The 22,539-nt window shown below is 52.9% G+C and carries 18 protein-coding genes; 10 read left to right on the top strand and 8 right to left on the bottom strand.

Translation table 11 applies throughout. The features are described from left to right. The first annotated feature begins 49 nt into the window (after positions 1-49). The gene (locus JTN23_RS00860) at positions 50-670 is read left to right on the top strand and encodes a YceI family protein (protein ID WP_247231585.1); all 621 of its coding nucleotides are present in this window, start codon (positions 50-52) and stop codon (positions 668-670) included. A gap of 100 nt (positions 671-770) precedes the next feature. Here the strand turns inward: JTN23_RS00860 and JTN23_RS00865 are convergent, their stop codons facing one another. Then, positions 771-1,211 (bottom strand): type I restriction enzyme HsdR N-terminal domain-containing protein, encoded by a 441-nt coding sequence (locus JTN23_RS00865; RefSeq protein WP_247231587.1) that lies wholly within the window; start codon positions 1,209-1,211, stop codon positions 771-773. Positions 1,212-1,308: 97 nt separating this feature from the next. Between JTN23_RS00865 and JTN23_RS00870 the strand changes: the two genes are divergently transcribed. Further along, positions 1,309-2,079: an AMP nucleosidase gene (locus JTN23_RS00870; protein ID WP_247231589.1), complete on the top strand. Its 771-nt coding sequence runs from the start codon at positions 1,309-1,311 to the stop codon at positions 2,077-2,079. An 11-nt stretch (positions 2,080-2,090) separates the two neighbouring features. Here JTN23_RS00870 and JTN23_RS00875 read toward each other — a convergent pair whose 3' ends face one another. After that, positions 2,091-3,503, bottom strand: coding sequence for a glycoside hydrolase family 140 protein (locus JTN23_RS00875; protein WP_247231591.1), 1,413 nt, complete (start codon positions 3,501-3,503; stop codon positions 2,091-2,093). A gap of 213 nt (positions 3,504-3,716) precedes the next feature. Here JTN23_RS00875 and JTN23_RS00880 point away from each other — a divergent pair, with 213 nt between their 5' ends. After that, a complete protein-coding gene (locus tag JTN23_RS00880) occupies positions 3,717-5,150 on the top strand; it encodes a CCA tRNA nucleotidyltransferase (RefSeq protein WP_247231593.1) in 1,434 nt (477 codons plus the stop codon). 75 nt (positions 5,151-5,225) lie between these two features. Further along, entirely contained in the window at positions 5,226-5,429 is a 204-nt protein-coding gene (locus JTN23_RS00885) for a hypothetical protein (RefSeq protein ID WP_207505364.1), read from the top strand. Here JTN23_RS00885 and JTN23_RS00890 read toward each other — a convergent pair. Then, positions 5,426-6,706, bottom strand: coding sequence for a DUF2851 family protein (locus JTN23_RS00890; RefSeq protein ID WP_247231595.1), 1,281 nt, complete (start codon positions 6,704-6,706; stop codon positions 5,426-5,428). The two genes, JTN23_RS00885 and JTN23_RS00890, sit on opposite strands and share 4 nt — an antisense overlap. Positions 6,707-6,723: 17 nt before the next feature. Further along, positions 6,724-7,245 (bottom strand): hypothetical protein, encoded by a 522-nt coding sequence (locus JTN23_RS00895; protein WP_247231597.1) that lies wholly within the window; start codon positions 7,243-7,245, stop codon positions 6,724-6,726. Positions 7,246-7,469: 224 nt separating this feature from the next. On the opposite strand from JTN23_RS00895, the gene mtgA reads away from it, so the two are divergent. Further along, the gene (gene mtgA, locus JTN23_RS00900) at positions 7,470-8,156 is read left to right on the top strand and encodes a monofunctional biosynthetic peptidoglycan transglycosylase (RefSeq protein ID WP_247231599.1); all 687 of its coding nucleotides are present in this window, start codon (positions 7,470-7,472) and stop codon (positions 8,154-8,156) included. A gap of 5 nt (positions 8,157-8,161) precedes the next feature. On the opposite strand, the gene JTN23_RS00905 is transcribed toward mtgA, so the two are convergent. The 3 genes from JTN23_RS00905 to JTN23_RS00915 form a co-directional block, all read right to left on the bottom strand. Continuing rightward, positions 8,162-12,034 carry a carboxypeptidase-like regulatory domain-containing protein gene (locus tag JTN23_RS00905; protein ID WP_247231601.1) on the bottom strand — a complete coding sequence of 1,291 codons (3,873 nt, stop codon included), beginning with the start codon at positions 12,032-12,034 and terminating at the stop codon, positions 8,162-8,164. Positions 12,035-12,066: 32 nt separating this feature from the next. Beyond that, entirely contained in the window at positions 12,067-13,083 is a 1,017-nt protein-coding gene (locus tag JTN23_RS00910) for a FecR family protein (protein ID WP_247231603.1), read from the bottom strand. Between the two features lie 90 nt (positions 13,084-13,173). Then, positions 13,174-13,770: an RNA polymerase sigma factor gene (locus JTN23_RS00915; protein WP_247231605.1), complete on the bottom strand. Its 597-nt coding sequence runs from the start codon at positions 13,768-13,770 to the stop codon at positions 13,174-13,176. 359 nt (positions 13,771-14,129) lie between these two features. Between JTN23_RS00915 and JTN23_RS00920 the strand changes: the two genes are divergently transcribed. The 5 genes from JTN23_RS00920 (at position 14,130) to JTN23_RS00940 (ending at position 22,027) form a co-directional block, all read left to right on the top strand. After that, entirely contained in the window at positions 14,130-16,103 is a 1,974-nt protein-coding gene (locus JTN23_RS00920) for an alpha-1,4-glucan--maltose-1-phosphate maltosyltransferase (protein ID WP_247231607.1), read from the top strand. Between the two features lie 211 nt (positions 16,104-16,314). Next, positions 16,315-17,520: a dipeptidase gene (locus tag JTN23_RS00925; protein ID WP_247231609.1), complete on the top strand. Its 1,206-nt coding sequence runs from the start codon at positions 16,315-16,317 to the stop codon at positions 17,518-17,520. Positions 17,521-17,626: 106 nt separating this feature from the next. After that, complete coding sequence (locus JTN23_RS00930; protein ID WP_262918382.1) at positions 17,627-19,111, top strand: putative maltokinase; 1,485 nt, start codon at positions 17,627-17,629, stop codon at positions 19,109-19,111. Between the two features lie 133 nt (positions 19,112-19,244). Further along, positions 19,245-21,245 (top strand): 1,4-alpha-glucan branching protein GlgB, encoded by a 2,001-nt coding sequence (glgB, locus tag JTN23_RS00935; protein WP_409049421.1) that lies wholly within the window; start codon positions 19,245-19,247, stop codon positions 21,243-21,245. A gap of 83 nt (positions 21,246-21,328) precedes the next feature. Next, entirely contained in the window at positions 21,329-22,027 is a 699-nt protein-coding gene (locus tag JTN23_RS00940) for a hypothetical protein (RefSeq protein ID WP_247231613.1), read from the top strand. Here the strand turns inward: JTN23_RS00940 and JTN23_RS00945 are convergent. Next, positions 22,021-22,503, bottom strand: a complete 483-nt coding sequence (locus JTN23_RS00945) for a DUF2721 domain-containing protein (protein ID WP_247231615.1) — start codon at positions 22,501-22,503, stop codon at positions 22,021-22,023. The genes JTN23_RS00940 and JTN23_RS00945 overlap by 7 nt on opposite strands. Positions 22,504-22,539: the final 36 nt, after the last annotated feature.

The raw sequence follows: 22,539 nt of genomic DNA on the forward strand, positions 1-22,539 counted from the left end.
AACTATACATTTTTGAATTTTCACCCAAACAAATCAATCGCGTAAACCAATGAAAGTGTTCAAACAATTCGCCAGTGTAATGGCAGCAGTATTGCTGATGTCTTCAGTAGCCGTAGCCGAAGATGGTTCAAAAGCTAAGGCAGCTACCTACAAAGTAGATCCAGCTAAGAGTGAAATTAAGTGGAATGGTAAGAAAGTTACCGGCGAGCACTACGGAAAGATTAACTTGAAAGAAGGTAGCTTTACCCTGGATGGTAACAAACTGACTGGCGGTAAATTCGTAGCCGATATGACTACCATTACCAGCGAAGACGTAACTGACCAGAACTACAATGCCAAACTGGTAGGCCACCTGAAGTCGGATGATTTCTTCTCGGTAGAGAAGCACCCTACTGCTACTTTCGTAGTAACTAAGGCGACTGCCACTACTGCTAACAAATACGATGTAACTGGTAACCTGACTATCAAAGGTATTACTAAGCCCGTTACATTCCCTGTTACCGTAACTCCTACCGCCAACGGCGCTCAGGCTACTGGTACTATCACCGTTGACCGCTCTAAGTACGACATGAAGTTCCGTTCGAAGTCATTCTTCGACGCGGCTACTCTGGGTGACAACCTGATCCATGACGACTTTACTCTGGACGTGAAACTGGTTGCTACCAAGTAATTAGTACCCATAGTATATAGTATCAACAAAAGCCCGTGCGGTCATTGACCACACGGGCTTTTGCTATTTAAAAAGGCTGGTGAAGTACCGCCTGACCGTATTATCTGGCAAACTGGGGGAAATCGTTGTGGTAGTTGATCTGCCCGTCCTGCACCGAAAAGCAGAAGTGCGACATGCCATTGGTTACGGCCAGGTAGGTAGGGCGTAGCGTAAAATTGTACCGGCCTATCTGGGCGAAGGTAGCCTCCGATACGGGTATGTGCGGCGCCTTACATTCGATCAGGAGGAAGGGAGTGCCATCGGTAGACAGTACCATGATATCGGTTCGTTTGGCTAGTTTGTTGTACTGTAAGCCCGTCTCCACCGCAAAGAGCGACTTTGGATAGCCGTAGTGATTAATGAGCAGGTGAATGAAGTGCTGACGCACCCATTCTTCCGGAGTAAGTACTACGAATTTCTTACGGATCAGGTCATAGATATAGGGTTTACCATCCATGTCCTTAACTTTGTAGGCGAATGTGGGAAGGTTGAGCGATTCCATAGTCGAAAGTAAACAGCAGTTTTTATAACGCCAAATCCACCCGTCTGCTGTTTTAAAACCCTATTTATTTCTAGTTACAACCATTTTTTTATTTACTATGACTACCAAAGAACAGATCGTACAGAACTGGCTGCCCCGGTATACCGGTACGCCCGTAGAGGAATTCGGACAATATATTCTGCTTACCAACTTTATCAACTACGTAACCATGTTTGCTGAGAGGTTCGGGGTAGAGGTGAAAGGGTACGGTCGTGCCATGCAAACTGCTACGGCTGATAACATCACCATCATCAACTTCGGAATGGGAAGCCCCATGGCAGCTACCGTAATGGATCTGCTCTCGGCCATTGAGCCCAAGGCGGTGCTATTCCTGGGCAAGTGCGGTGGCTTAAAGAAAACCCAGATCGGCGATCTGGTACTTCCCATTGCGGCGATCCGGGGGGAAGGTACCAGCGACGACTACATGCCGGCCGAGATACCCGCGCTTCCCTCGTTCCGTCTGCAGCGTACGGTATCGTCCAGCATCGCCAAGCACGAGATGGACTACTGGACCGGTACGGTATACACCACCAACCGCCGCATCTGGGAGCACGACGAGGGCTTCAAGGAGTACCTGCGTGAGATACGGGCCCTGGCCATCGATATGGAAACCGCTACCATATTCATCGTAGGCTTCGCCAATGCCATACCCCACGGTGCCCTGCTCCTGGTGTCAGACAACCCCATGGTACCCGAAGGTGTAAAGACCGAAGAGAGCGACAAAAAAGTAACCTCCCAGTTTGTCGAGAAGCACCTGCTTATCGGGATTGACGCCCTTACCGAACTGGCCGAGTCGGGCGAGTCAGTTAAGCATCTGCGCTTCGAATAGCAGGTTATACCTTATTTCTTCAAGCCGTATCCGGCCCAGGTCTTGGACGCATCGTCCAGTACGAGTACCCAATCGGTACCTGGACCGGCCGCGTACGGCTTGAACTCTACTACCCCTTCGTTTTTCAGTTCACCAATACGGATACTCCGGCCATCGCGCGGATTGAACCAGTAGGCCAGCAGGCGGGGAGCCGTTGTCAGGCGGCCCAGGTCGATCTGGAGCGGCCTGCCGTAGGGGGTATAGGCGAGCAGAAAGTCGGAGTCTTCTGAAATAGCGGCTACCTGGTAGCCACCATCATCGGTGTTTTTGTTTTTGATCAGGTCCTGGTCCGGCATGAGGCGCCACCACGGGTGTGATTCCATCAGACGGCGTATGTAACCCATCTGATAAGCCCCCGGAAGGTCCATGGCTTGCCGCCAGTGAGTACGGGCAAACGAAATGGGGGGATTACGGTTCGGATCAAAAAACTGCCAGATATCGTGGCAGCCGTAGGTATGACCGGCTCCGCCCGACAGCACCGCCCACCAGGCTGCCTGCCGTACGTCAAAGTCATTGAAGTACCCCTGCTCGGGCTTCCAGTTGATGGGGTGATTTTCGTAGCGGGGCTCGGCGTCCAGCGTGGGTTTGACGGGGAACATGTTGTAGTTCTGCCGCATCATCACGTAGTTCTTCTTATCGCGGGAGGCGTGTCCCGACTGGTACATGTTAAAGTTGAGCCAGGAGTCCTGGTGGAAGAAGGCCGCCGAATTGGCATCGCCCTGCGGATGGTAGGTAATGAGTCGACTGCCTCCGTCACCGGCTTTGAGGCCCTCGGCCATAGCCCGGATGATCTTGTAGTGGGCTTCGGTCTCGGGGCTGCGGTCGCCACCCAGTATCCATATTACGTTTTTGTTGCGGTAGCGCCGCCCCAGAAACTCGCCGTAGATGCGTGCGTTCTCCGGAGTAAATACCTCCGGTCCCACGCCCCACTTCTTATTAAACTTATCCCCCCAGGTAGGCAGCAGTCCGATGAACAGGTTGTACTGGGCCGCCTTATCTACTACGTAGTCTACGTGCTTGAAGTAAGCCTCGTTGGGCTGGGTAGGGTCGTTGTTGACCAGGGGGAGCTGCCCGTACTGGTTGGGCTGGGTCAGGCCGTCAAACTCAGCCAGCGCTACGGCTTGTATCACATTGAAGCCCTTGTCCGCGCGGTTCTTGAGGTATAGGTCGGCCTCTTCACGCGTCAGCCGGTGAAATAGCTCCCAGGCGGTATCGCCCAGCCAGAAGAAAATCCGGTCGGCACCCTGCGATATAAATCGTTTGTCTTTAATGACGTATAGCTTTTGCCACGAAGGCTGCGCGGCGGTTGGACTCTTCTGGGCCTGAGCGTTAGGTCCTGAAACAAAAACAGTAGCAGCTACTAGCAAAAACAACAAGTATCTCACGTGAACCAATAGTTAGTGTTGTGGTGGCGAAGTAATAAAATTCTGGGTTGTATATCAAAAGAAAGAGCCGGATTAGGTGCAGCTACTCGGATGTGTCAGGGGCGAATAAAGGAGTGGCCCCAAGGCATTGTAAAACTTTCGCCTAGCCGCCATCGGTGGCCTGATTATTTAACCATTTATATCTAGCAGGGTTTTAATTACTACCTTTGTCCTATGAATTTAAGTGAAAAGCTACATAATTATCCTGTTTTGGAAACCGTAGCCAAAGCGGCCCGGGAGCTAGGCGTTGAGGCCTATGTGATTGGGGGCTTTGTGCGCGACCTGATCCTGAAGCGTTCCAGCAAGGATATCGATATTGTATGCGTGGGTAGCGGGATCGAACTGGCCGAACGCGTGGCTGCTGCGCTGGGTAACGGTGCCCACGTGAGTGTGTTCCGGAACTTTGGTACCGCTCAGATCCGGCTGGACGATCTGGAGGTCGAGTTTGTGGGCGCCCGGAAGGAGTCATACCGCTCCGACTCGCGCAAACCTATTGTGGAAGATGGTACCCTAGAGGACGACCAGAAACGCCGCGATTTTACCATCAACGCCATGGGCATCAGCCTGGACAGGGACAGCTACGGCGAGCTGATAGATCCTTTTGAGGGCATGCGTGACCTGCGCATGAAGATTATCCGTACCCCGCTGGAGCCGGGAATTACCTTCTCCGACGATCCGCTGCGTATGATGCGAGCCATTCGCTTCGCGTCACAACTCAACTTTGACATTGAGCCGGATACCTTTGAGGCCATCATCCAGATGAAGGACCGCATCCAGATCGTATCCGCAGAGCGAATTATCGACGAACTGAATAAGATTGTACTATCGCCCACACCTTCCTACGGCTTTAAGCTGCTGTACCACGCCGGGCTGCTGCAGATCATCTTTCCCGAGCTGGTAGAGCTACAGGGCGTAGAGCATATTGAGGGCAAGGGGCATAAAGATAATTTTTACCATACGCTGCAGGTACTTGACAACGTCGCCGAGCACTCGCAGGACCTGATGCTGCGCTGGGCGGCGCTGCTGCACGATATTGCCAAGCCGGCCACCAAGCGCTTTGATAAAAAAGTAGGCTGGACCTTCCACAATCACGAGGAGGTAGGGGCCCGGATGGTACCGGGTATTTTCCGGCGGATGAAATTGCCGCTCGATGACCGGATGCGCTTTGTGAAAAAGCTGGTAAGACTGCACCTGCGACCTATCGTGTTATCCAAGGAACAAATTACCGACTCGGCCATGCGGAGGCTGCTGTTTGAGGCGGGGGAAGATCTGGAAGCCCTTATGACCCTGTGCCGGGCCGATATCACGTCCAAGAATCCGGAGAAGGTGAAGAGGTACCTGCGTAACTTTGATATTGTACAGGAGAGGCTGCATGACCTGGAGGAGCGGGACAAGCTGCGTAACTTCCAGCCGGTTGTTACGGGCGAAATGATCATGGAGACCTTTGGGATCAAGCCTTCCCGTGAAGTAGGTCTTATTAAAGAGGCCATTCGGGAAGCCATTCTGGAAGGTATTATACCCAACGAACTGGAAAAAGCCTATGCGTTTATGGTGGAGGAAGGAAAGAAGTTAGGCCTGGAGGGAAAGGAAAATAAAGTCGGAGCGTAAAGGGCTACGGAGTACCGGTAGCCTGCCCACGTGCCACTTCAGACTTACACTATTTGCTATATAACCTACAACTAAATGGAGAACTATCGCTTCAAACGTTTCTTTGCCGCACTGCTTACGATCTTAGGTATCATCGTAGTCCTGTTTGCCTGTGTGGCTTTCTTATCAGACAACGAACCCGTTCTGGGTCTTTTTGTGACCAAGTGGGAATCTATCGTTCCCTTCCTGGTAGGTATTGTATTCCTGCTATCGGGAGTAAGTATGATCAACAACAGCTAGGAGGGGCGCAGCAGCGTTACACCCACCGAGCAATCCAGACAACGTTTGGCTGAGCAGTAGGTATTGTACCATTCGATGAGTGCCTGCGAATCAGCCGACGTTTGTACCTGCATTCCTAATTGTTCCCACTGGCGGGTCAGGTGGTTATTTTCGGCCGGTATCTGTTCCAGCCAGTGTACTGCCTTATCAAGCAGGGCCTGCTGGTCGCGCTGGCGGGCGTAGGCAACCAGCAGCGGCACCGCCGCATTGATGATCAGCAGATCGGCGGCATCGGCTCCCAGGGCAGGTACTTTTCCTTTGGCGGGTTTGCCAAACTGGTAGTGCATGGTCCAGTACTCCGACTGCTTTACCCGCAGTACCTTACGCAGGGTAGCTACATCCGGAGCCGATGTAAGCGTGCCGAATAGCCCCGCCTGCTCCCCGATCAGTACCGCCAACTGAGCCAGCCTGACCGTCGGAAAGCCCGCCGGCCGCAGCCTCATAAACTTCCACTCGTGCGCGCCCAGCTGCTTTTCTTCCAGCCGGTACTTCACCGACAGGAATTTATATTCCCTTTTTAGCACCTGTACGTACTCTTCCTCACTGGTTTCAGGCAGCAACCCCGCCGTTCCGAACAGCATGGCTTCCAGTTGTAGCCTATTGTCCCGGTGTTTCTGGAGTACTTTCAGGGGCACCTGTTGAGCCAGGCGCAGGAAAGGGGGCGCGTTGAGCTTAAAGCCAAAGTGCTGCGCCAGCCACTGGTAGGCCGTTTCCTCCCAGTCTCGCCCGTTGGCCTCCCATAGGGCCAGTACCAGCTCCGCTTTTTTATCCAGGCGTTCCAGCAGTACCCGGTCCAGCATCGACAGCTTTTTTATATCATTCACCTCACCAAACTGGGGAGCACACAGGATGGGATCATCGGGCGTCATGAGCTGTTCGTACCGCTCCCGTACTTCGGCGGGTACTCGATCCTTCAGGCTGAGGGTAGGGAGAAGGGTACCATCCTCGCGCCGGACGGGGCGGTCATCCTCCCACACTACATGCAGTACTACGCTCTCGTAGGCCATATCCTGCGCATGCCGGTGCTGCTGCCAGTCCGACGACCGCACGTGTATCTCCACGCATCCCGCCCACTCTACTTCATCAATAACTACGCGGGCATCCGTAAAATCCGGCCCCGCGTGGGTATTGCGCTGTCCCGGGTACAGTACACGCAGCGACGCGCCAGCCTGGGTAACCAGAGCAGTTCGGTCGTAGTAATGATAGCGCCACACAAAGCTCAGGAAGTCTTCGTTCATAGATGGCTGTTTTAGAGCTACTTCTTCACTTCTACTTTTAAGGCTCCGTATACTACCGTGGGGTACCCTTTCAGGCCGGCTGATGGCATGGGTACAAATTCGATGGCGCTGATCCGGGTAGTATCCGAGTCAGGAAGTGACGCGTAGGCAGTAGGAGTAAGTACCCTGTTATTGACGATGAGGGGCAGACGTACATCCCAGTGGCTGAAGGGAACTACCCTATTGTTTCGGGCCCATCTGAACACATACTCGTAGAACCCGGAAGGCTTGGAGTGGTAGAAGGTGTATGATTTACTGAAATCTTTTACCCCCAGTTCTTTTAGCTCCTGAGCGTCCTTTACCTTCTGCATCCTTACTATGGTCAGCTTGTCCGGCAGAGGGTTATTTTTATCCATCAGAAGCCCATCCAGAACTACATAATCCGTCACCATTTCCGTGCGTTTATCAGTAAAGGTATGGTTGGGAAGCCCCTGCGCGGCACTCGGTATCGAAAAGGTACTAACGAGCAGAAAACATACTATGAGGGAAAGAGTATTCATACAGTAGTTAGTTTAAGAGGAACTGTACCCGTGAAAATACGAGGTATTCTCTATTAAAGACGCTGTGATACGTCGTCTCCTGCTGATAATTACCCGTTTGTGATCGGGTTGTCTTTAGGGTAAACTAATTTTTAAGGGAAAGCGCACCGGCATCTTGTACTTTCTGTGTACACTTTGCGACATTTGCGCCTGTAATCAATAAAGACACACTGACCCAAGTACCTATGTTTCGTATCTTTTTTGCTATTTTCTTCAAGTTAGTCATGTATTTTGTCATCCTATCGGTACTGTGGGTCGTGGTGCTGAAGGTAGTGCCGGTATGGGTGACGCCGCTGATGCTGGTTCGCAAAGTAGAGGCCTCGCGGGAAGGAGAGAGTAGCAAGATCTACCATGACTGGGAGTCGTACGATAATATTTCCAGAGAAGCGGCGCTGGCCGTGGTAGCCTCCGAAGACCAGAACTTCCCCAACCACTGGGGCTTTGATTTTGATCAGATTCAGGATGCTATGTCCGAGAACAGGAAGCGCGTACGGGGCGCCAGTACCATATCGCAGCAGGTAGCCAAGAACGTATTCCTGTGGAATGGCCGTAGTTATATCCGTAAGGGACTCGAAGCCTACTTCACGGTACTGATCGAACTGATCTGGGGCAAAAAGCGCATCCTGGAAGTATACCTCAACGTAGCCGAAATGGGCAAGATGACCTTTGGCGTAGAGGCCGCCTCTCAGCGCTTCTACGGGAAGTCCGCCAAAGACCTCACCCGGTACGAAGCCGCCCGTATTGCCGCCGTGCTTCCCAATCCCATTCGTTTTTCGATCAAGAATCCTTCGTCCTACGTGCAGGGGCGCACCAGCAAAATTGCCCGGCAGATGCGGGCCCTGGGCGGGCAGAAGTACATCGCAGATCTATAGTCTCGCTACCGCACTTTCACCAGTTTATCTACGGAAATGGGTTGCCCATAGGGAGTAAGGCCCTGGATGGTGACCCGTAATGTTCGAACCTGATCAGAAAGTGGAAAGCTGATGGTAGATTTTCCCTGACTGTCGGTGGTAATGAGGGGGTTCCAGTATAACACATCCCGCAGGTCGGGGCGGGTGGCATCCCTGGTGGAGTCGGTGTAGCGGGGCACGTAGTACTGCCGCTTTGCTGGGAAGCCCGGGACGATAAAATCAGACTTGCCATCCTTACCGGCTTTTCCTGGACGCCACTTTTTGGTAAAGATCGCAATGACTCCGCCTGCTGCCCTTGCGCCATAGGCGGCCAATCCTCCGTTGACCAGAAATTCAATACGCTCTATATCACTTGGATTTAGATAGCTAAGTTCGTCACCGGCGTCGCTACTTATGATTACTCCGTCTACGATAAACAGGGGCGGAATTCTCTGCATGAAATTACCAGTTTCACGGACTATAACAGAATAACTCTCCCCCTGGCCTTTCAGTACCTTTACGGCGGGTACCTGACCCATGATCATTTCGTATACATTTGTGTAACTACGCGATTTTTCATCAAAATTTAATGAGTAGTCGGGGGTGTCGTGTATGCTGATCCGGCGGGCGTCACTTTCGGCATCTTCCTTTTTTCCTTTTATACGTACTTCCTGCAGGAGCCGGGCATCTTTTTCCCGATAAAGCTCCGGCGAAACCTCCTGTCGGTTACGGGCCTGAGTCAGGTAATTTTCCTGGCGCAGCGCCCAGTCCGCCGGATCGGTCAGCGGCAAAGGTACTTCGGTAAATGTCGCCCCCGGAGCATCCAGAAGTACCCGTCCATTCATGACCCGCAGGTTCTTGTTCATGATAACAACCCGTACCCGACTGGTATCCGTAAACGCTAACCGCTCCAGTGTAAAGGTACCTTCGGCATTGGCCTGTACTGAACTGGAGAACGCCTGGGATGAGCCGGTAAAGGTGAATAGCAGTTTGGCATCAGGAATAGGTCTGTCCCGGGTAGTCAGAGCCCGTCCCCGCAGTACTAGGGCAGTTGGGGGAGCCCCGTTAGCCGGAGTGGCTGGTAGCTGGTCCCAGCTCAGGCGTCGCCAGCCCTGCGTGAGCAGCAGGTCGTCGAGGGCCCGGCGGGTGGCAGGCAGATTGTCTTGGGTATAGTAGCGGGGCTGCTCAATAGTACCACGTAATTCACCAGACAGGAGCAGGTGTGTGTGCAGGTCTGCCGCCGTATCGGCCGGAAGCTGGTCAGCGTCGGTAACGGAAGCCGACAAAATCGCGGATAGGGGTTCATTGGTACCATCCCGAACGAGCAGGCCCAGGCTTATCTGTTCGCGGGCGGTGTACTCATTCTTGTTGGGCAATATCTCCACCCGCACGGGGCTTAACCGCTCCGGTACGTACACCAGCCGCTCGGCCCGGGGCCGTCCCTGTGCATCAAAAAGGGTTACCTGCGTAAGGCCCGGTGGTAGCTGAGCAGTAGGTACTTCAATACTGGCCTTCCCCTGCTGAAGCTGTAGTTTGGCCTGCTGCTGTAAGGTACCCCGGTTTTGCAGGACTATATACACCGGCTGATTGTGCAGGCGTTCGGAAGCCAGTATATGTACTTTCAGCATGCTACTGTCGCTGAGCCAGTCAGCGCGCAAACTCAGTCCTTCGGCATCGGCCCGGGGTATTTTATACTCGATACCACTAACGCGGGCCCGGTACGTCTGGTCAGGTACCGGCGTGAGTTCGACGCTACCCATTCCCAGCGCATTGGTATTGAATTCGGCTATTTCTTTACCCAGCTTGTCTATGACCTGACCCGATACTGCTATGCCGCGTCCCCGGCTGTCCAGCGCTTTTATACCCAACCGGGAGGGATGTCCGGCTACCCAGTGACCGCCCTCGGGCAGAAACTGTACGTCCGGGGCCACATCCCGGTGGCTGATCTCCGGGTGGGGAGGTTTAAGCCAGTTATGTACCTGTACCAGTCGTTCGAAGGGGGGAAAGGGATGGCCCCGGTCCGCTTCGGTGTAGGCCCGCAAGCGGTAAGTACCCGTGGCAAGCGTATCCGAGAGACGGAAATGTCCAGAACTACGTGCTTCTTTAGTGGGTAACCACTGGTGGGCAACGGTACGTCCCTGCGCCGTAAGCAACTCCACATGCAGAGCGGGCTGCGACTCAGGTTCGGCCGTTGCCACCGTGGCAGCGGCCACCGTGGCAACGGTATTTTGCTGCGCACCATCCTGTTTTAATAGATAGGCGCTCAGCCAAAGGGTATCTCCGGTGGTATAGAAGGGTTTGTCAATGTGCAGAAATACACCGGGTGGGGCACTTTGCTGGTAGGCACGCCACTGGTTCGTCAACGAATCAAGTACCTGGTCCTTTTCCAGTAGGGTACCCGTAGTAGCCGCTTCGGCCAGGAGGGGAGCTACTACTGTTCCGGCAGGCTTCCAGTCGGCGGGTAGTAGCCGGGCCAGCCGGTCATGGCCCAGGTAGCCCCGGATTTCCATGCCCATCGGGACCGATACCCAGCCATCGGTGGTAACTACCGCCTGCTGCTGCGGGAGCGACAGGATTGAGTAGGCATAGGGCATATCAGTATAGGGCGTATTGCGGGTGTAGATGCGGGAGTGAAAGATTTCCAGCGGCTGACTGGAGCGGAATACCCGCTCGAAGGGCAGGTCGCCCGGACGAAAGAGGCTGTCCGGGACAATAGGGTTGGACCGACGCAGCCCCGAAAACTGTACAATGGGAGCCGTGGAAGAAGCATCGGTCAAGGTCATATTGCTCTGGTACACCAGAAACCCCTCCTGCTCATAGGTGCCGGCAATCATGCTGGCCAGCAAGTGCCGCGACGAACCCCGGTAGGCTGCCTGCCGGTTGCGCTGCCAGCGCTCGGCCTGGTCCGGATTTTCTGGTATGAGTTCTTCGAAGCGGGTGGTACCAGCGTAATGGGTATTGAGCCGGTAGGTGTCAAAGAAGGTCATGTCGTAGTGGATACGATAGCCCAGGGCCCGGTTCTCAATGATCAGAGGGGCACTGGCTTTGGCCAGCAGCTTGCCTCTGTCTTCGGTAAACTGCACCACCGAATCATTTAACAGTACACAGCGGCTGGCGTAGGGGCTCTGACCCAACAGCTCGTCGATAAACTTTCGGAGCTGTCGCTGCCTGGCCCGGCTCCTGCGGCCTACTACCGTCACGCTGCGCAGTTCGTTGGCGGAGGGGCGAAGGAAGATGTTTACTGTTCGGGGAGTGGGGCCGGTTGTTCGTACTACTTCGCGGGTGGTTTCGTAGCCCAGGTAGGAGGCCACCAGTTCGATGGTACCTACGGGCACACTAGTCAACCGATACCTACCATCTTCACGGGTAGTGGTACCCCTGGTAGTGGAGTTGATGTACACAGAGGCAAACGGCAGGGGCTCACCCGTAAGTACATCCACTACTTTGCCGCTAATGGTAGCGGTTTGGTCTTCCCGTTGCGTCGCTGGAGTATACTTCCTGGGTAATGGAACAGTCTGAGTGGGAGAAGTAGCCTCATAAATGAGATAACGGCGATTCTGTTGTTTTTCTACCTTAAGGCCAAGTGGATGTAATAAATCCGCCAGGTACTGATCCAGACGAGTGTCAGCTACTGTCTGGTTATCTATGGATAGCTGTTTGTTCTGAATGGCCTGGTGATTATAGTTAAAGTAGATCCCGTGGCGATCCTGTAGCTGCCGAAGGACGACCTCAAGAGGTTGTGATCCCGTGCGGATTGCCTTCTGACCGTTGGATTGAGCCAGGGTTACCTGTACGAAAGTGGCGGGTAGTATATTACCCAAAAAGAACAGAGCCAGTACCAATCCTTTGACAGGCTTCATACGGAGTGGGAGTGGTAGTAAGTTGTGTCGAATCATGGCCGTTGTACGATAACCTGTTCACCGTTGCGCGTTATCTTTACTCCCAGGGCTTTGGCGATGGTGTCCAGTACCAGTTGTTCGTTGTCGGCGAGCATATTACCGGTAAAGGTCAGACGAGCCAGTGACGGATCAGCAATGACTACCTTATGGCCAAACTGGTCCTCAAGGGCATCGGCAATGTCCCGAAGGGTAGCCTGCTCAAATACGAGTACCTTCTCCATCCAGGCCAGGTGCCGGGCCGGATCTACCTGCTGCTTTCGCAGTGCTTTACCTGACTTAGGTAGCTCCGCCAATTCCCCCGGCTTTAGAATCATTCTTTCCTTATCACCACCATTCTTCTGTAGTTCTACCTTTCCCTCCGTGAGGAGCACCCGCACCTGATCGCGACGGTTGTGGACGTTGAACTGGGTGCCTAGTACCTGCACATCTAACCCCTCGGTATGTACGGTAAACGTAGCCGGTGTGCCAGCTATCTGCTTTTTACTGACCCGGAAGTAGGCTTCACCCTTCAGCCATACCTCCCGATTGCCTGCCCAGTCGGTTTGGTAGGATAACTGGGAGTGGCTGTTGAGAGTAACCTGCGATCCATCGGGCAGTTGCTCTGTCCGTAGTTCGCCGTAGGTAGTTTGCAATTCAGTGGGGTTAAAGGTTAAGAAGTACCAGCTCAGGAGTCCCAGCCCCACGGTCAGTACCAGTATAGCCGCGATCCGGTACCACGGAGTAAGTGAGGTCTGGGGGTGCCAGGTTTTTGTCCCGGATATTTCCCGCTCCTGCCGACGATCTAAGGCTCCCTGCCATAGGGCTTGCACTTCTGTATGCGAGAGTTCTTCTTCCGGGGGCAGACTTCGCAGTACCAGCCGTGCTTTCAGAATGACTTCACCCCGCTGTTCCGGGGCCTGCGCCAGCCAGGCTGCCCAGGTACCGTCGGCATCCGAGGCCGGATCTTTTACCCAGCGGATAAAATCAGTATGTAGAAGCAAGTCTTCAAAATTATCCGGAAGCTGACTCATAGGGAAAAGTTGATGGGTTTCTATAAGTATTAGAAACAGACCTCTCCCAACTAATCATTTTTCAGAAAATAATTTTTGCAGAAAGGGAAGTTAGTCCAAGCCACCAGAAAGGTAGTAGAGTGCAAGCATAGCCGTAGAGCTGGTGAGCAGGTCGCGTATCGCCTTGATGGCCTTTGATATAAGATTGCAGACGGCCTGGTACGTTAATGACATAACCTCGGCAATGGAGTGATTATCGAGGTCATGGTAGAATTTGAGGTAGATAATCTCCTGCTGCCGCCGGGTTAGCTTTTGGATTGCCTCCTGTACCTGCCTGATTTCTTCACCATCAGACTGCGCCTGTATTAGCTCCTGTTCGTACGAGGGGATCAGCCCGAACGCATAGTCATCAGGTACTTCACCAAAGGTATGTTTGCTACCCACCGCCAGAATCCTTCTGCGGAGAGATTTCATCAGGTAATTTCTGACATTGGGGGTCTGTGACACTGAATGAGGTTTGCTGAGTAAGTCAGCGAACAGATCCTGAATGCAATCTTTTACCAGTGCAGTTTCGGTATTGAATTTACGGCCGTAGGCATACAGACTTTTCACATAGCGCTCATAGATCACTGCCAGAGCAGCCTCGTTGCCCTGGCGGTATAGATGCCAGAGCACTTCGTCCGTTGTGTGTTGTAAGCCTTGCGCCATGGCTGCCCTTACTGATTGCTGTTGCCGGAAAATTAAAAATAATTGTCAAGAAAGTACAGTAGTGGTATAAAAAGGAGGTGCAGACAGAAAAGCTACCTATCACCGGGTACTTGCCCGACCAGATAGAGGATCCGGGATGTACAGCCACTGTCCTGGCTGGTAAAAGAAAAATAATGTAACAAAAGGTGGTGGGTCAGGAGTTAAAGGAGCGGGCGCTCCCGGGGGAATGGCGTGATTTTTTTGCGTACTCAGGGAGACTTTACCGGATAGCAGCCTAAATTTTTTTCTGAATGGAATTTAGCTAATTTGCCCGGATAAGCCTGATCAATGAATTCTGTATATACCAAAGAATTTAATCTATGGCAGAACAACCAACTTCACTCATACCCGAACACATAGAAGGTCGCAGAAGGGTAGTAATAGAGCACGTAGTCCCCGAAATTGACGGCGGAATGTACGCTGTAAAGGCTATTCCCGGAGAAACCATTACCGTCGAAGCAGATGTATTTGCCGATGGGCACGACAAGGTGTCGGCTCGTCTGCTGTACAAGCATGTGGATGATGAACAGTGGACCGAGCTATTTATGACTTTTCTGGTCAACGACCGCTGGCAGGGTAGTTTTTTAGTGGAGAGACAGGGACACTATATCTACACCATTGAGGCCTGGGTGGATCACCTGACGTCGTGGTGGCACGAAACCGAACTCAAAATAAAAGATAAGCAGCACGTAAGCATGGAGCTGCTCATGGGAGCCAAGTTCCTGGAAGGTATGCTAGACAAGGCCTCCGGCGACGACCAGGAGGCCCTGCGGAATGCGGCGGCCCTCTTCCGGGACGACAGCCGGTATGAAGACTCGCTGCAACTCTTTCATAGCTTCCGTATGCAGGAGTGGATCAACCGCTACCCGGAACGACAGTACTATACCCGCTACCGTGAGCTTCCGGTGTGGGTAGACCGGCGCAAGGCGCAGTTCAGCGCGTGGTACTCGATGTTTGTCCGCTCGTCATCCAAAGATCCCAGCCGTCCGGGTACTTTCCGTGACCAGATCGAGCTACTGCCCCGTCTGTCCGACCTGGGCTTCGATGTACTGTATCTAACTCCCATTCATCCCATCGGTCACCAGTTCCGGAAGGGAAAAAATAACTCCGTAACCAGCCAACCGGGCGATCCGGGGGTACCTTACGCCATCGGTAATGAGCTGGGCGGACACGACGCCATCAACCCTGACCTGGGTACGCTGGATGACTTCAAGGCGCTGGTAGCGGCGGCCAGGGAGTGCAATATGGAGGTAGCCATGGACCTGGCAATCCAGTGTTCACCCGATCATCCGTGGGTGAAGGAGCACCCGGAGTGGTTCAAGATACGCCCCGATGGTACCATCCAGTACGCCGAGAACCCGCCCAAAAAATACCAGGATATCTACCCGATCAACTTCGAGAGCGAAGACTGGCAGGGGCTCTGGATGGAGCTGCGCCGGATTATATTCCTGTGGGCTGAGTGGGGCGTACGCCTGATCCGGGTGGATAATCCGCATACCAAAGCCTTTAAGTTCTGGGAGTGGGTCATTGCCGAAACCCGCAAGGTATACCCCGACATGATATTCCTGTCGGAGGCTTTTACCCGTCCTAAGGTGATGCAGCAACTGGCTAAGGTAGGTTTCTCGCAGTCGTATACCTATTACACCTGGCGGATCCATAAGCAGGAACTGCAGGAGTACATGACCGAGCTGACCCAGACGGAGATGAAGTACTACTTCCGACCCAACTTCTGGCCCAATACGCACGATATCAACCCGTACATGCTGCAGTCGGGTCATGAGCCGCTGTTCCTGATCCGGTACTTCATGGCGGCTACGCTGACTTCCAACTACGGCATATTCGGACCTGTCTATGAGATGATGGTACACGAGGCTTTCCCCGGCAAGGAGGAGTACCTCAACTCCGAAAAGTACGAAGTAAAGCACTGGGACTGGAGCAAGGAAAACAAGCTTACGTACCTGATCCGGATGGTCAACCGCCTCCGTAATGAAAACACGGCGCTGCAGTTCACCAACAACATACACCTGTGTACTATCCATAATGACCAGATCATGGCCTACCTCAAGACCCACTCCGACGGAAACCGTATCCTGTGTGTGGTGAATCTGGATGGACATAACAAACAGGCTGGCATGGTACACCTGCCTTCGAACCTGATCGGCAGACAGGACTGGCAGTCGTATACAGTACATGATCTGCTAACCGGCCGAAAGTATACCTGGTCGGGTGAGTGGAACTACGTTGAGCTGGATCCTTTCGTGATGCCGTTCCACCTGTTCCGGATTGAAGATTAATACATAATGCTGAACGGTTTACCGTAGTGATGCTGAATCAGGAATACTGAATGGAGTAAAGCTGCTGGTTTAGATAGGGAGATAAGAGGTGCCTGGTTGCTCTATACTCTATGTAAGCTTTCGTAGCCATACGTACAATTCCTGATTCAGCATTATTTATAATTCAGAATTTATTACCCCCTCCTGCTATCCAAACTATTCATACACCCGCATGAAAAAAACACTACTGCTGCTGTTGCTACCTGCGTTGTCCTTTGGGCAGAAGGGGGACGACCTGGCACGTAGAGCCGCCCGTATCCATGAGAAGGCGCTGACCATCGATACCCATGCCGATGTACCTATCAACATGATGAAGGACGGCTTTGATATAGCCCGGGAGCATCAGTTTGAGCAGGACGGATCGCAGATCGACTTCCCGCGGATGAAGAAGGGAGGCATGGACGCAATGTTTTTCGCGGTGTACCTGGGGCAGGGAAGGCGCACTCCCGAGGCTACGGCCGAGGCTAAGCAGCAGGCCTTGGCGATCTTTGACAAGATTCATCAGGCCGTCAGAGACAATCCGGCTGTAGCAGAGCTGGCTACTACACCACAAGATGCTTACCGCCTGCAGAAGGAAGGGAAGCGGGCGGTATTTATCGGGATGGAGAACGGCTGGCCCATAGGCAGTGACCTGTCCAACCTCAGGCAGTTTTATGACCTGGGGCTGCGGTACATTACACTGTCGCACTCGGCCAATAACGACATCTGCGACTCATCAATGGACCCCGATGGGCCGGAGTACAACGGGCTGAGCCGGTTCGGCGAGCAGGTAGTGCGCGAAATGAACCGGTTGGGTATTATGGTGGATATCTCGCACGTATCCGACTCTACGTTCTATGATGTTATGCGCCTGACCAAAGCCCCCGCCATTGCTTCGCACTCGTCGTGCCGGGCTCTTTGCGACCATCCCCGCAACATGACCGACGACATGATCAAAGCCCTGGCCAGTAACGGAGGAGTGATCCAGATCAACTTCGTGCCTGACTTCCTGCGGAAGCCCTCGCAGCAACAGGAGATATCCATGAAAGCCCTGCGCATGAAGCTACGCCAGACCGACCTGTCGGAGGCGGACCGGAAAGCCCTATACGAAGAGCGCAAAGCCATGCGTGAGAAGTACGCATCCGACATGCCTACCGTTAAGGATGCCGTCGATCATATTGAGCATGTTATCAGGCTCGTAGGGGTGAATCACGTGGGTATAGGTATGGATATGGACGGTGGTGGTCAGGTGGTAGGTTGCCGCGACGTCAGCGAGATCGGCTCCATTACCGAAGAACTGGTACGCCGGGGCTACTCAGCCCGTGACATTGAGAAAATATGGGGCGGAAACATCCTGCGTGTACTCGGGGAGGTTCAGCGAGTAGCTGCCAAAATGTAGTCGTAGGAGCAGGAGGTGGAGCAGCAGCGAAAAAAAGACACAAAACGCCAACATTCAGCCACCGAGCCTGTTCTTAGTGGTACATTAAAACGTAATAACGAACACTATGCATAATCAGCTAACTCCACAACTTCTAGAACAATTTTTGAAAAAGTGCCGGTGGTTTGCGGGGAAAGCGCGCGAGATAGTTGACTGTTCGATCGACGAGTCCCTTCAGTTTAGGGACGCGTGGATTTGTATTGTGGTGGTCACGTACAAGGAAGGCGATAAGGAGTATTACCAGCTGCCGTTATCATTTCAGAACGATGTACCCAATGATCTGCCCGAACAAGGCTTAGTAGCGGCTTTACCCGAAGGCTATCTCATAGATGCCATATATACAGATCAGTTCCGGCGGGATCTGTACGAACATATGTATAATGCGGAAGAGGCCTCCGCGGCTAATTCGGCCCTGACATTTCGTAAGGGCAAAGGTCTCGACGATCAGGACCAGCCCGGGCAGATACCATCCAAGGTACTGCCGGTGGACTCCAGCAACTCAGCCATGATCTTTGGAGAGAATTACTTCTTCAAGCTGTACCGCAAGTTGTTTCAGGAAACCAACCCTGAGGTAGAACTGGTCGAGTTTATTACCCAGAATTCCCCCTTCCGGCAGATACCCGCCTTCTGCGGCAGCATTACCTGGCAGCGCCCCGATGTACCCGATATCACGCTGGGGATGATGCAGCGCAAGGTGGATGCGCAGAAGGACAACTGGTCCACCACGGGTGAGTACATTGATGAGTTTATGCACGGTGTACCGCTGGAAGTATTCTCGATCAAGGAAAATCTGTTTGAGCAGGTAGCCTTGCTGGGGCGGCGTACGGCCGAGATGCACCTGGCGCTCTATGCTCCCGATGCGGATGAGGCGTTTGCGCCCGAGCCCTTTACGGATGAGTACCGTCAGTTTCTGCTGAAGCGCATGACCCACCTGATCGAGTCCCGTTTCAACCTTCTGAACGACCGCTTTGATCAGCTGCCTCCCGAAACCCAGGAGATGGCTACCCGATTCAGAGACTCGCGGAAGCTGATCGAAGACTTTGCCAGAGGTATACTGGAGCGCCCGATCGAGTCTCTTCGTATCCGCATCCACGGCGATTACCACCTGGGGCAGGTTCTCAGTTCCGAAAATGATTTTATCATCATAGATTTTGAAGGCGAGCCCGAAGCCAGTATTACCGACCGTAAGGTGAAGCATTCGCCGCTGAAAGATGTGTCGGGCATGCTGCGCAGCTACCACTATGCCGTTTCGTCAAAGCTATTTGATAATACCGAAACCGAGGGAATAGATCCGCAACGGCTGCAACGAATTACCAGCCGCTGGTACAGTCTGATGAAGAGTACGTACTTTGATGCCTATCTCGAAACCTTCGGCTGGCCGCATCCGGTCTTTAAGAGTCGCGCGGAGGTAAATTACCTGATGCTGTACTACCTGCTGGAAAAAGCCGTGTACGAGCTCGGCTATGAGCTTAGCTACCGGCCCGACTGGGTCAAGATACCTCTTAAAGGTATTGTGGACGTACTGCAGGAAATTGAAATGCTGAACGGCTAACGGCCTTCAGAAATAAGTACTTAGGATGCACGGGTATTGGCAAGATACTTTTGTGCAAAATGAGTTGATAGTTAAATAGTACAGGGTACTGCCTTCTGATAGTACCCTTCATTCATAAAATCGTATAAGCGTAATGGCAAAAACATCAAATAAAAAGAATAATCCCGAAACCCTAGTAGAATCTCCTGATATCACCAAGGAGAGCATCTCTTCGTGCGATGACATGAAGCCCGTAGAGCCCCTTTCCCGATTCTCGGACCTGGATATCCATCTTTTTAGAGAAGGAAAGCATTATAAGCTGTACGATAAGCTCGGGGCTCACGTCATGGAGCATAATGGGGTAATAGGTACTTACTTTGCCGTGTGGGCGCCCAATGCCTCTCAAGTATCTGTAATAGCCAACTTCAACTGCTGGGACCGCAACAGTCATAAGCTGGCACCCCGCTGGGATAGTTCGGGTATCTGGGAAGGCTGGATTCCTAACGTCGGAAATGGGGAAGTGTACAAGTACTTCATTATTTCCAATACCGGCCAGCACCTCGAAAAGGCCGACCCGTTTGCCTTCTATTGTGAAGTAGCTCCCCAGACAGCCTCCATCGTGTGGGATACCTGGTACGAGTGGAAAGATGAGGAATGGATGAGCAACCGGAAGGAAACCAACAAGCTCAACGCGCCCATATCGGTATACGAAGTACACTTAGGGTCGTGGCGTCGTGATCCGGCTAATCCGGAGCGCCACCTGACCTACAAGGAAATAGCCGATGCTATGGTACCTTATGTGAAGGAAATGGGCTTCACCCACGTGGAGTTTATGCCCGTCATGGAGCACCCGTATACGCCTTCCTGGGGGTATCAGATTACCGGCTACTTCTCCTGTGCTTCCCGGATGGGTAATCCCCAGGAACTGATGTACCTCATCGAGCGCCTGCACCAGGAGGGTATTGGTGTGTACATGGACTGGGTACCTTCGCATTTTCCTGGTGACCCGCACGGTCTCTACCGTTTCGACGGTACGGCGCTCTATGAGCACGAAGACCCCCGCAAGGGCTACCACCCCGACTGGAAAAGCTACATATTCAACTACGGGCGCAACGAAGTACGCTCCTTCCTGATCAGTAACGCGCTGTTCTGGTTGGACCGCTACCATGCCGATGGTCTGCGGGTGGATGCGGTAGCTTCGATGCTATACCTGGACTACTCCCGTAACCACGGCGAATGGATTCCCAATGAGTTTGGCGGACGCGAAAACCTGGAGGCGATATCACTCCTACGCGAGATGAACGCCGCCGCATACGGAGCTTTCCCTGACATTCAGACCGTCGCTGAGGAATCTACGGCATTCCCGGGCGTGTCGCGTCCGGTGTTCGTGGGTGGACTGGGCTTTGGTATGAAGTGGATGATGGGCTGGATGAACGACACCCTGAAGTACTTCGAAAAAGATCCTGCTTTCCGGAAGTGGCACCAGGACCAGCTCACGTTCAGCCTGGTGTACAGCTTTGCCGAAAACTTCATGCTGCCCCTATCGCACGATGAGGTAGTATACGGTAAGGGATCGTTGGTAAATAAAATGCCTGGTGATGAATGGCAGCGTTTTGCAAACCTCCGGTTGCTGTTCGCGTACATGTTTACGCACCCGGGTACCAAGCTCCTGTTCATGGGGGGCGAGTTTGGTCAGCCGTCGGAGTGGAATTTCCAGAAGAGCCTCGACTGGCACCTGCTTGAGCAGAGTAGTCACAAAGGAGCTGCCGAGTGTATGAAAGCTCTCAACCAGCTATACCGTAACGAGCCCGCACTGTATGAGTATTCGTTCTCACCGGAAGGCTTTGAATGGATTGATACCCAGGACCGCGAAAATTCGGTACTGATCTATTCCCGTAAGGCCGTTGATCCGGCTCAGAACGTCATTGTGGCGCTTAACCTGACGCCTATGCCCCGTCAGGGCTATCGGGTAGGAGTACCTACCAAAGGAGCCTGGCAGGAGATATTCAACAGTGACTCACCTACCTTCCACGGCAGTGGCGTGCTGAATACCAAACCGGCTACTACCGAGAACAAAACCTGGCACGGCAAGCCGTATTCCATTACGGTTGATCTGCCTCCGCTGGGAGCTACTATCTTCAAAAAAGTACAATAGTATTTGTAATATTGGGCCAGATAGCGTTATCTGGCCTTTTTTTCGAAAAGCAACATTACTTTATCCATTTCTATATATCAATAATGAAAAAAGCGGTTCTATTTCTTTTCCTGTTTACGATTAGTCTTACCAGTAGTTACGCTCAGCGCGAGGTCCGGGCATCCCGTATCAATGCCGGGGTAGATCTGGGTACGGGTTTTCAGGATGGTAGCTGGGCACCTTCTATTCTTTACTACCAAAACCTGAGTGCGGCCCGGTATCGGTGGCTGCAGATAGGCTGGGGCTTACGTGGGTGGGGATATTACAGCGGAGCTACTACGCTGGAGGCACCCGACGGATCCAACGGCTTTGATCGGTTGCGGGTAGGGCGGGTATCCGCCAATGGTGCCAGTTTTGTACTGGGTTTCAACCTGCGCCTGAGCTTTATTGATGTGGGGGTCAATACCGACATCTTTGGTATCGCCTTCGGCAAGCGTCGTCAGGGGCTGTACTCGATTGCCAACGTGGCCGCCGCGCCTGATTCGATAGTAGAAGAATATCATATGACCAATCTGGGTACCGCCCCCCGCAATCTGAATGCGTTGCCTTCGGTATGGAAGGCCAACAACGGCCAGGCTGAGGCGTATGTACGGGTGAGGCTCGGCGAGCAGGTAGGCTTCAAGGTAGGCTATACGGTAGGAAGAGTAGCGTACCGCACCGATGTGGCTCTCAATAACCGCCAGAGTCGTTTCTCTAATTCCTTTGGCATGCCTTACATAGCCTTGTCAATGCCCCTCTACTGATTCTTTTTTCGGTTTTTGACATCTTCACTTTCTCCCTGATCCGTCTTGCTCAGCAGATTGAAGAGCTCAAAGCGGTTACGACCCAGCTGGTCTTCCATGTCATTGAGCTCAATCTGCAGGGCCTTGATGGAGATGGAGATTTCGACTACTGAGATCAAAAGGGCGGCGATCTGGAGTACCAGCGCGCTGATGAACAGGATACGGGCCAGCTCTATCTGATCCTGAAAGAGCAGTAGCATACAGATGGCGCTCAGGAGCAGACTCAGTACCCCCGTGGCCTGTATGGTCCGGATCAGGTGCAGGCGCGTATGCAGGTTCTTGATCTGGTCTACGACTACTTTTTCGGGGTTCTGCTGAAATTGCTTATGCAGATCGCGGATCAGGTTAGCAATGGCCAGAAAGCGATTGGTGAAGGCAATCATCAGCAATGATACCGTCGAGAAAAGCAGTGCGGGAGTACTCAGGGTAAGTTCCATCAGATATGGATTTCAATTTTAGCTAATAAACAAAAA

The sequence above is a fragment of the Telluribacter roseus genome, assembly GCF_017355915.2.
GTDB lineage: Bacteria > Bacteroidota > Bacteroidia > Cytophagales > Spirosomataceae > Telluribacter.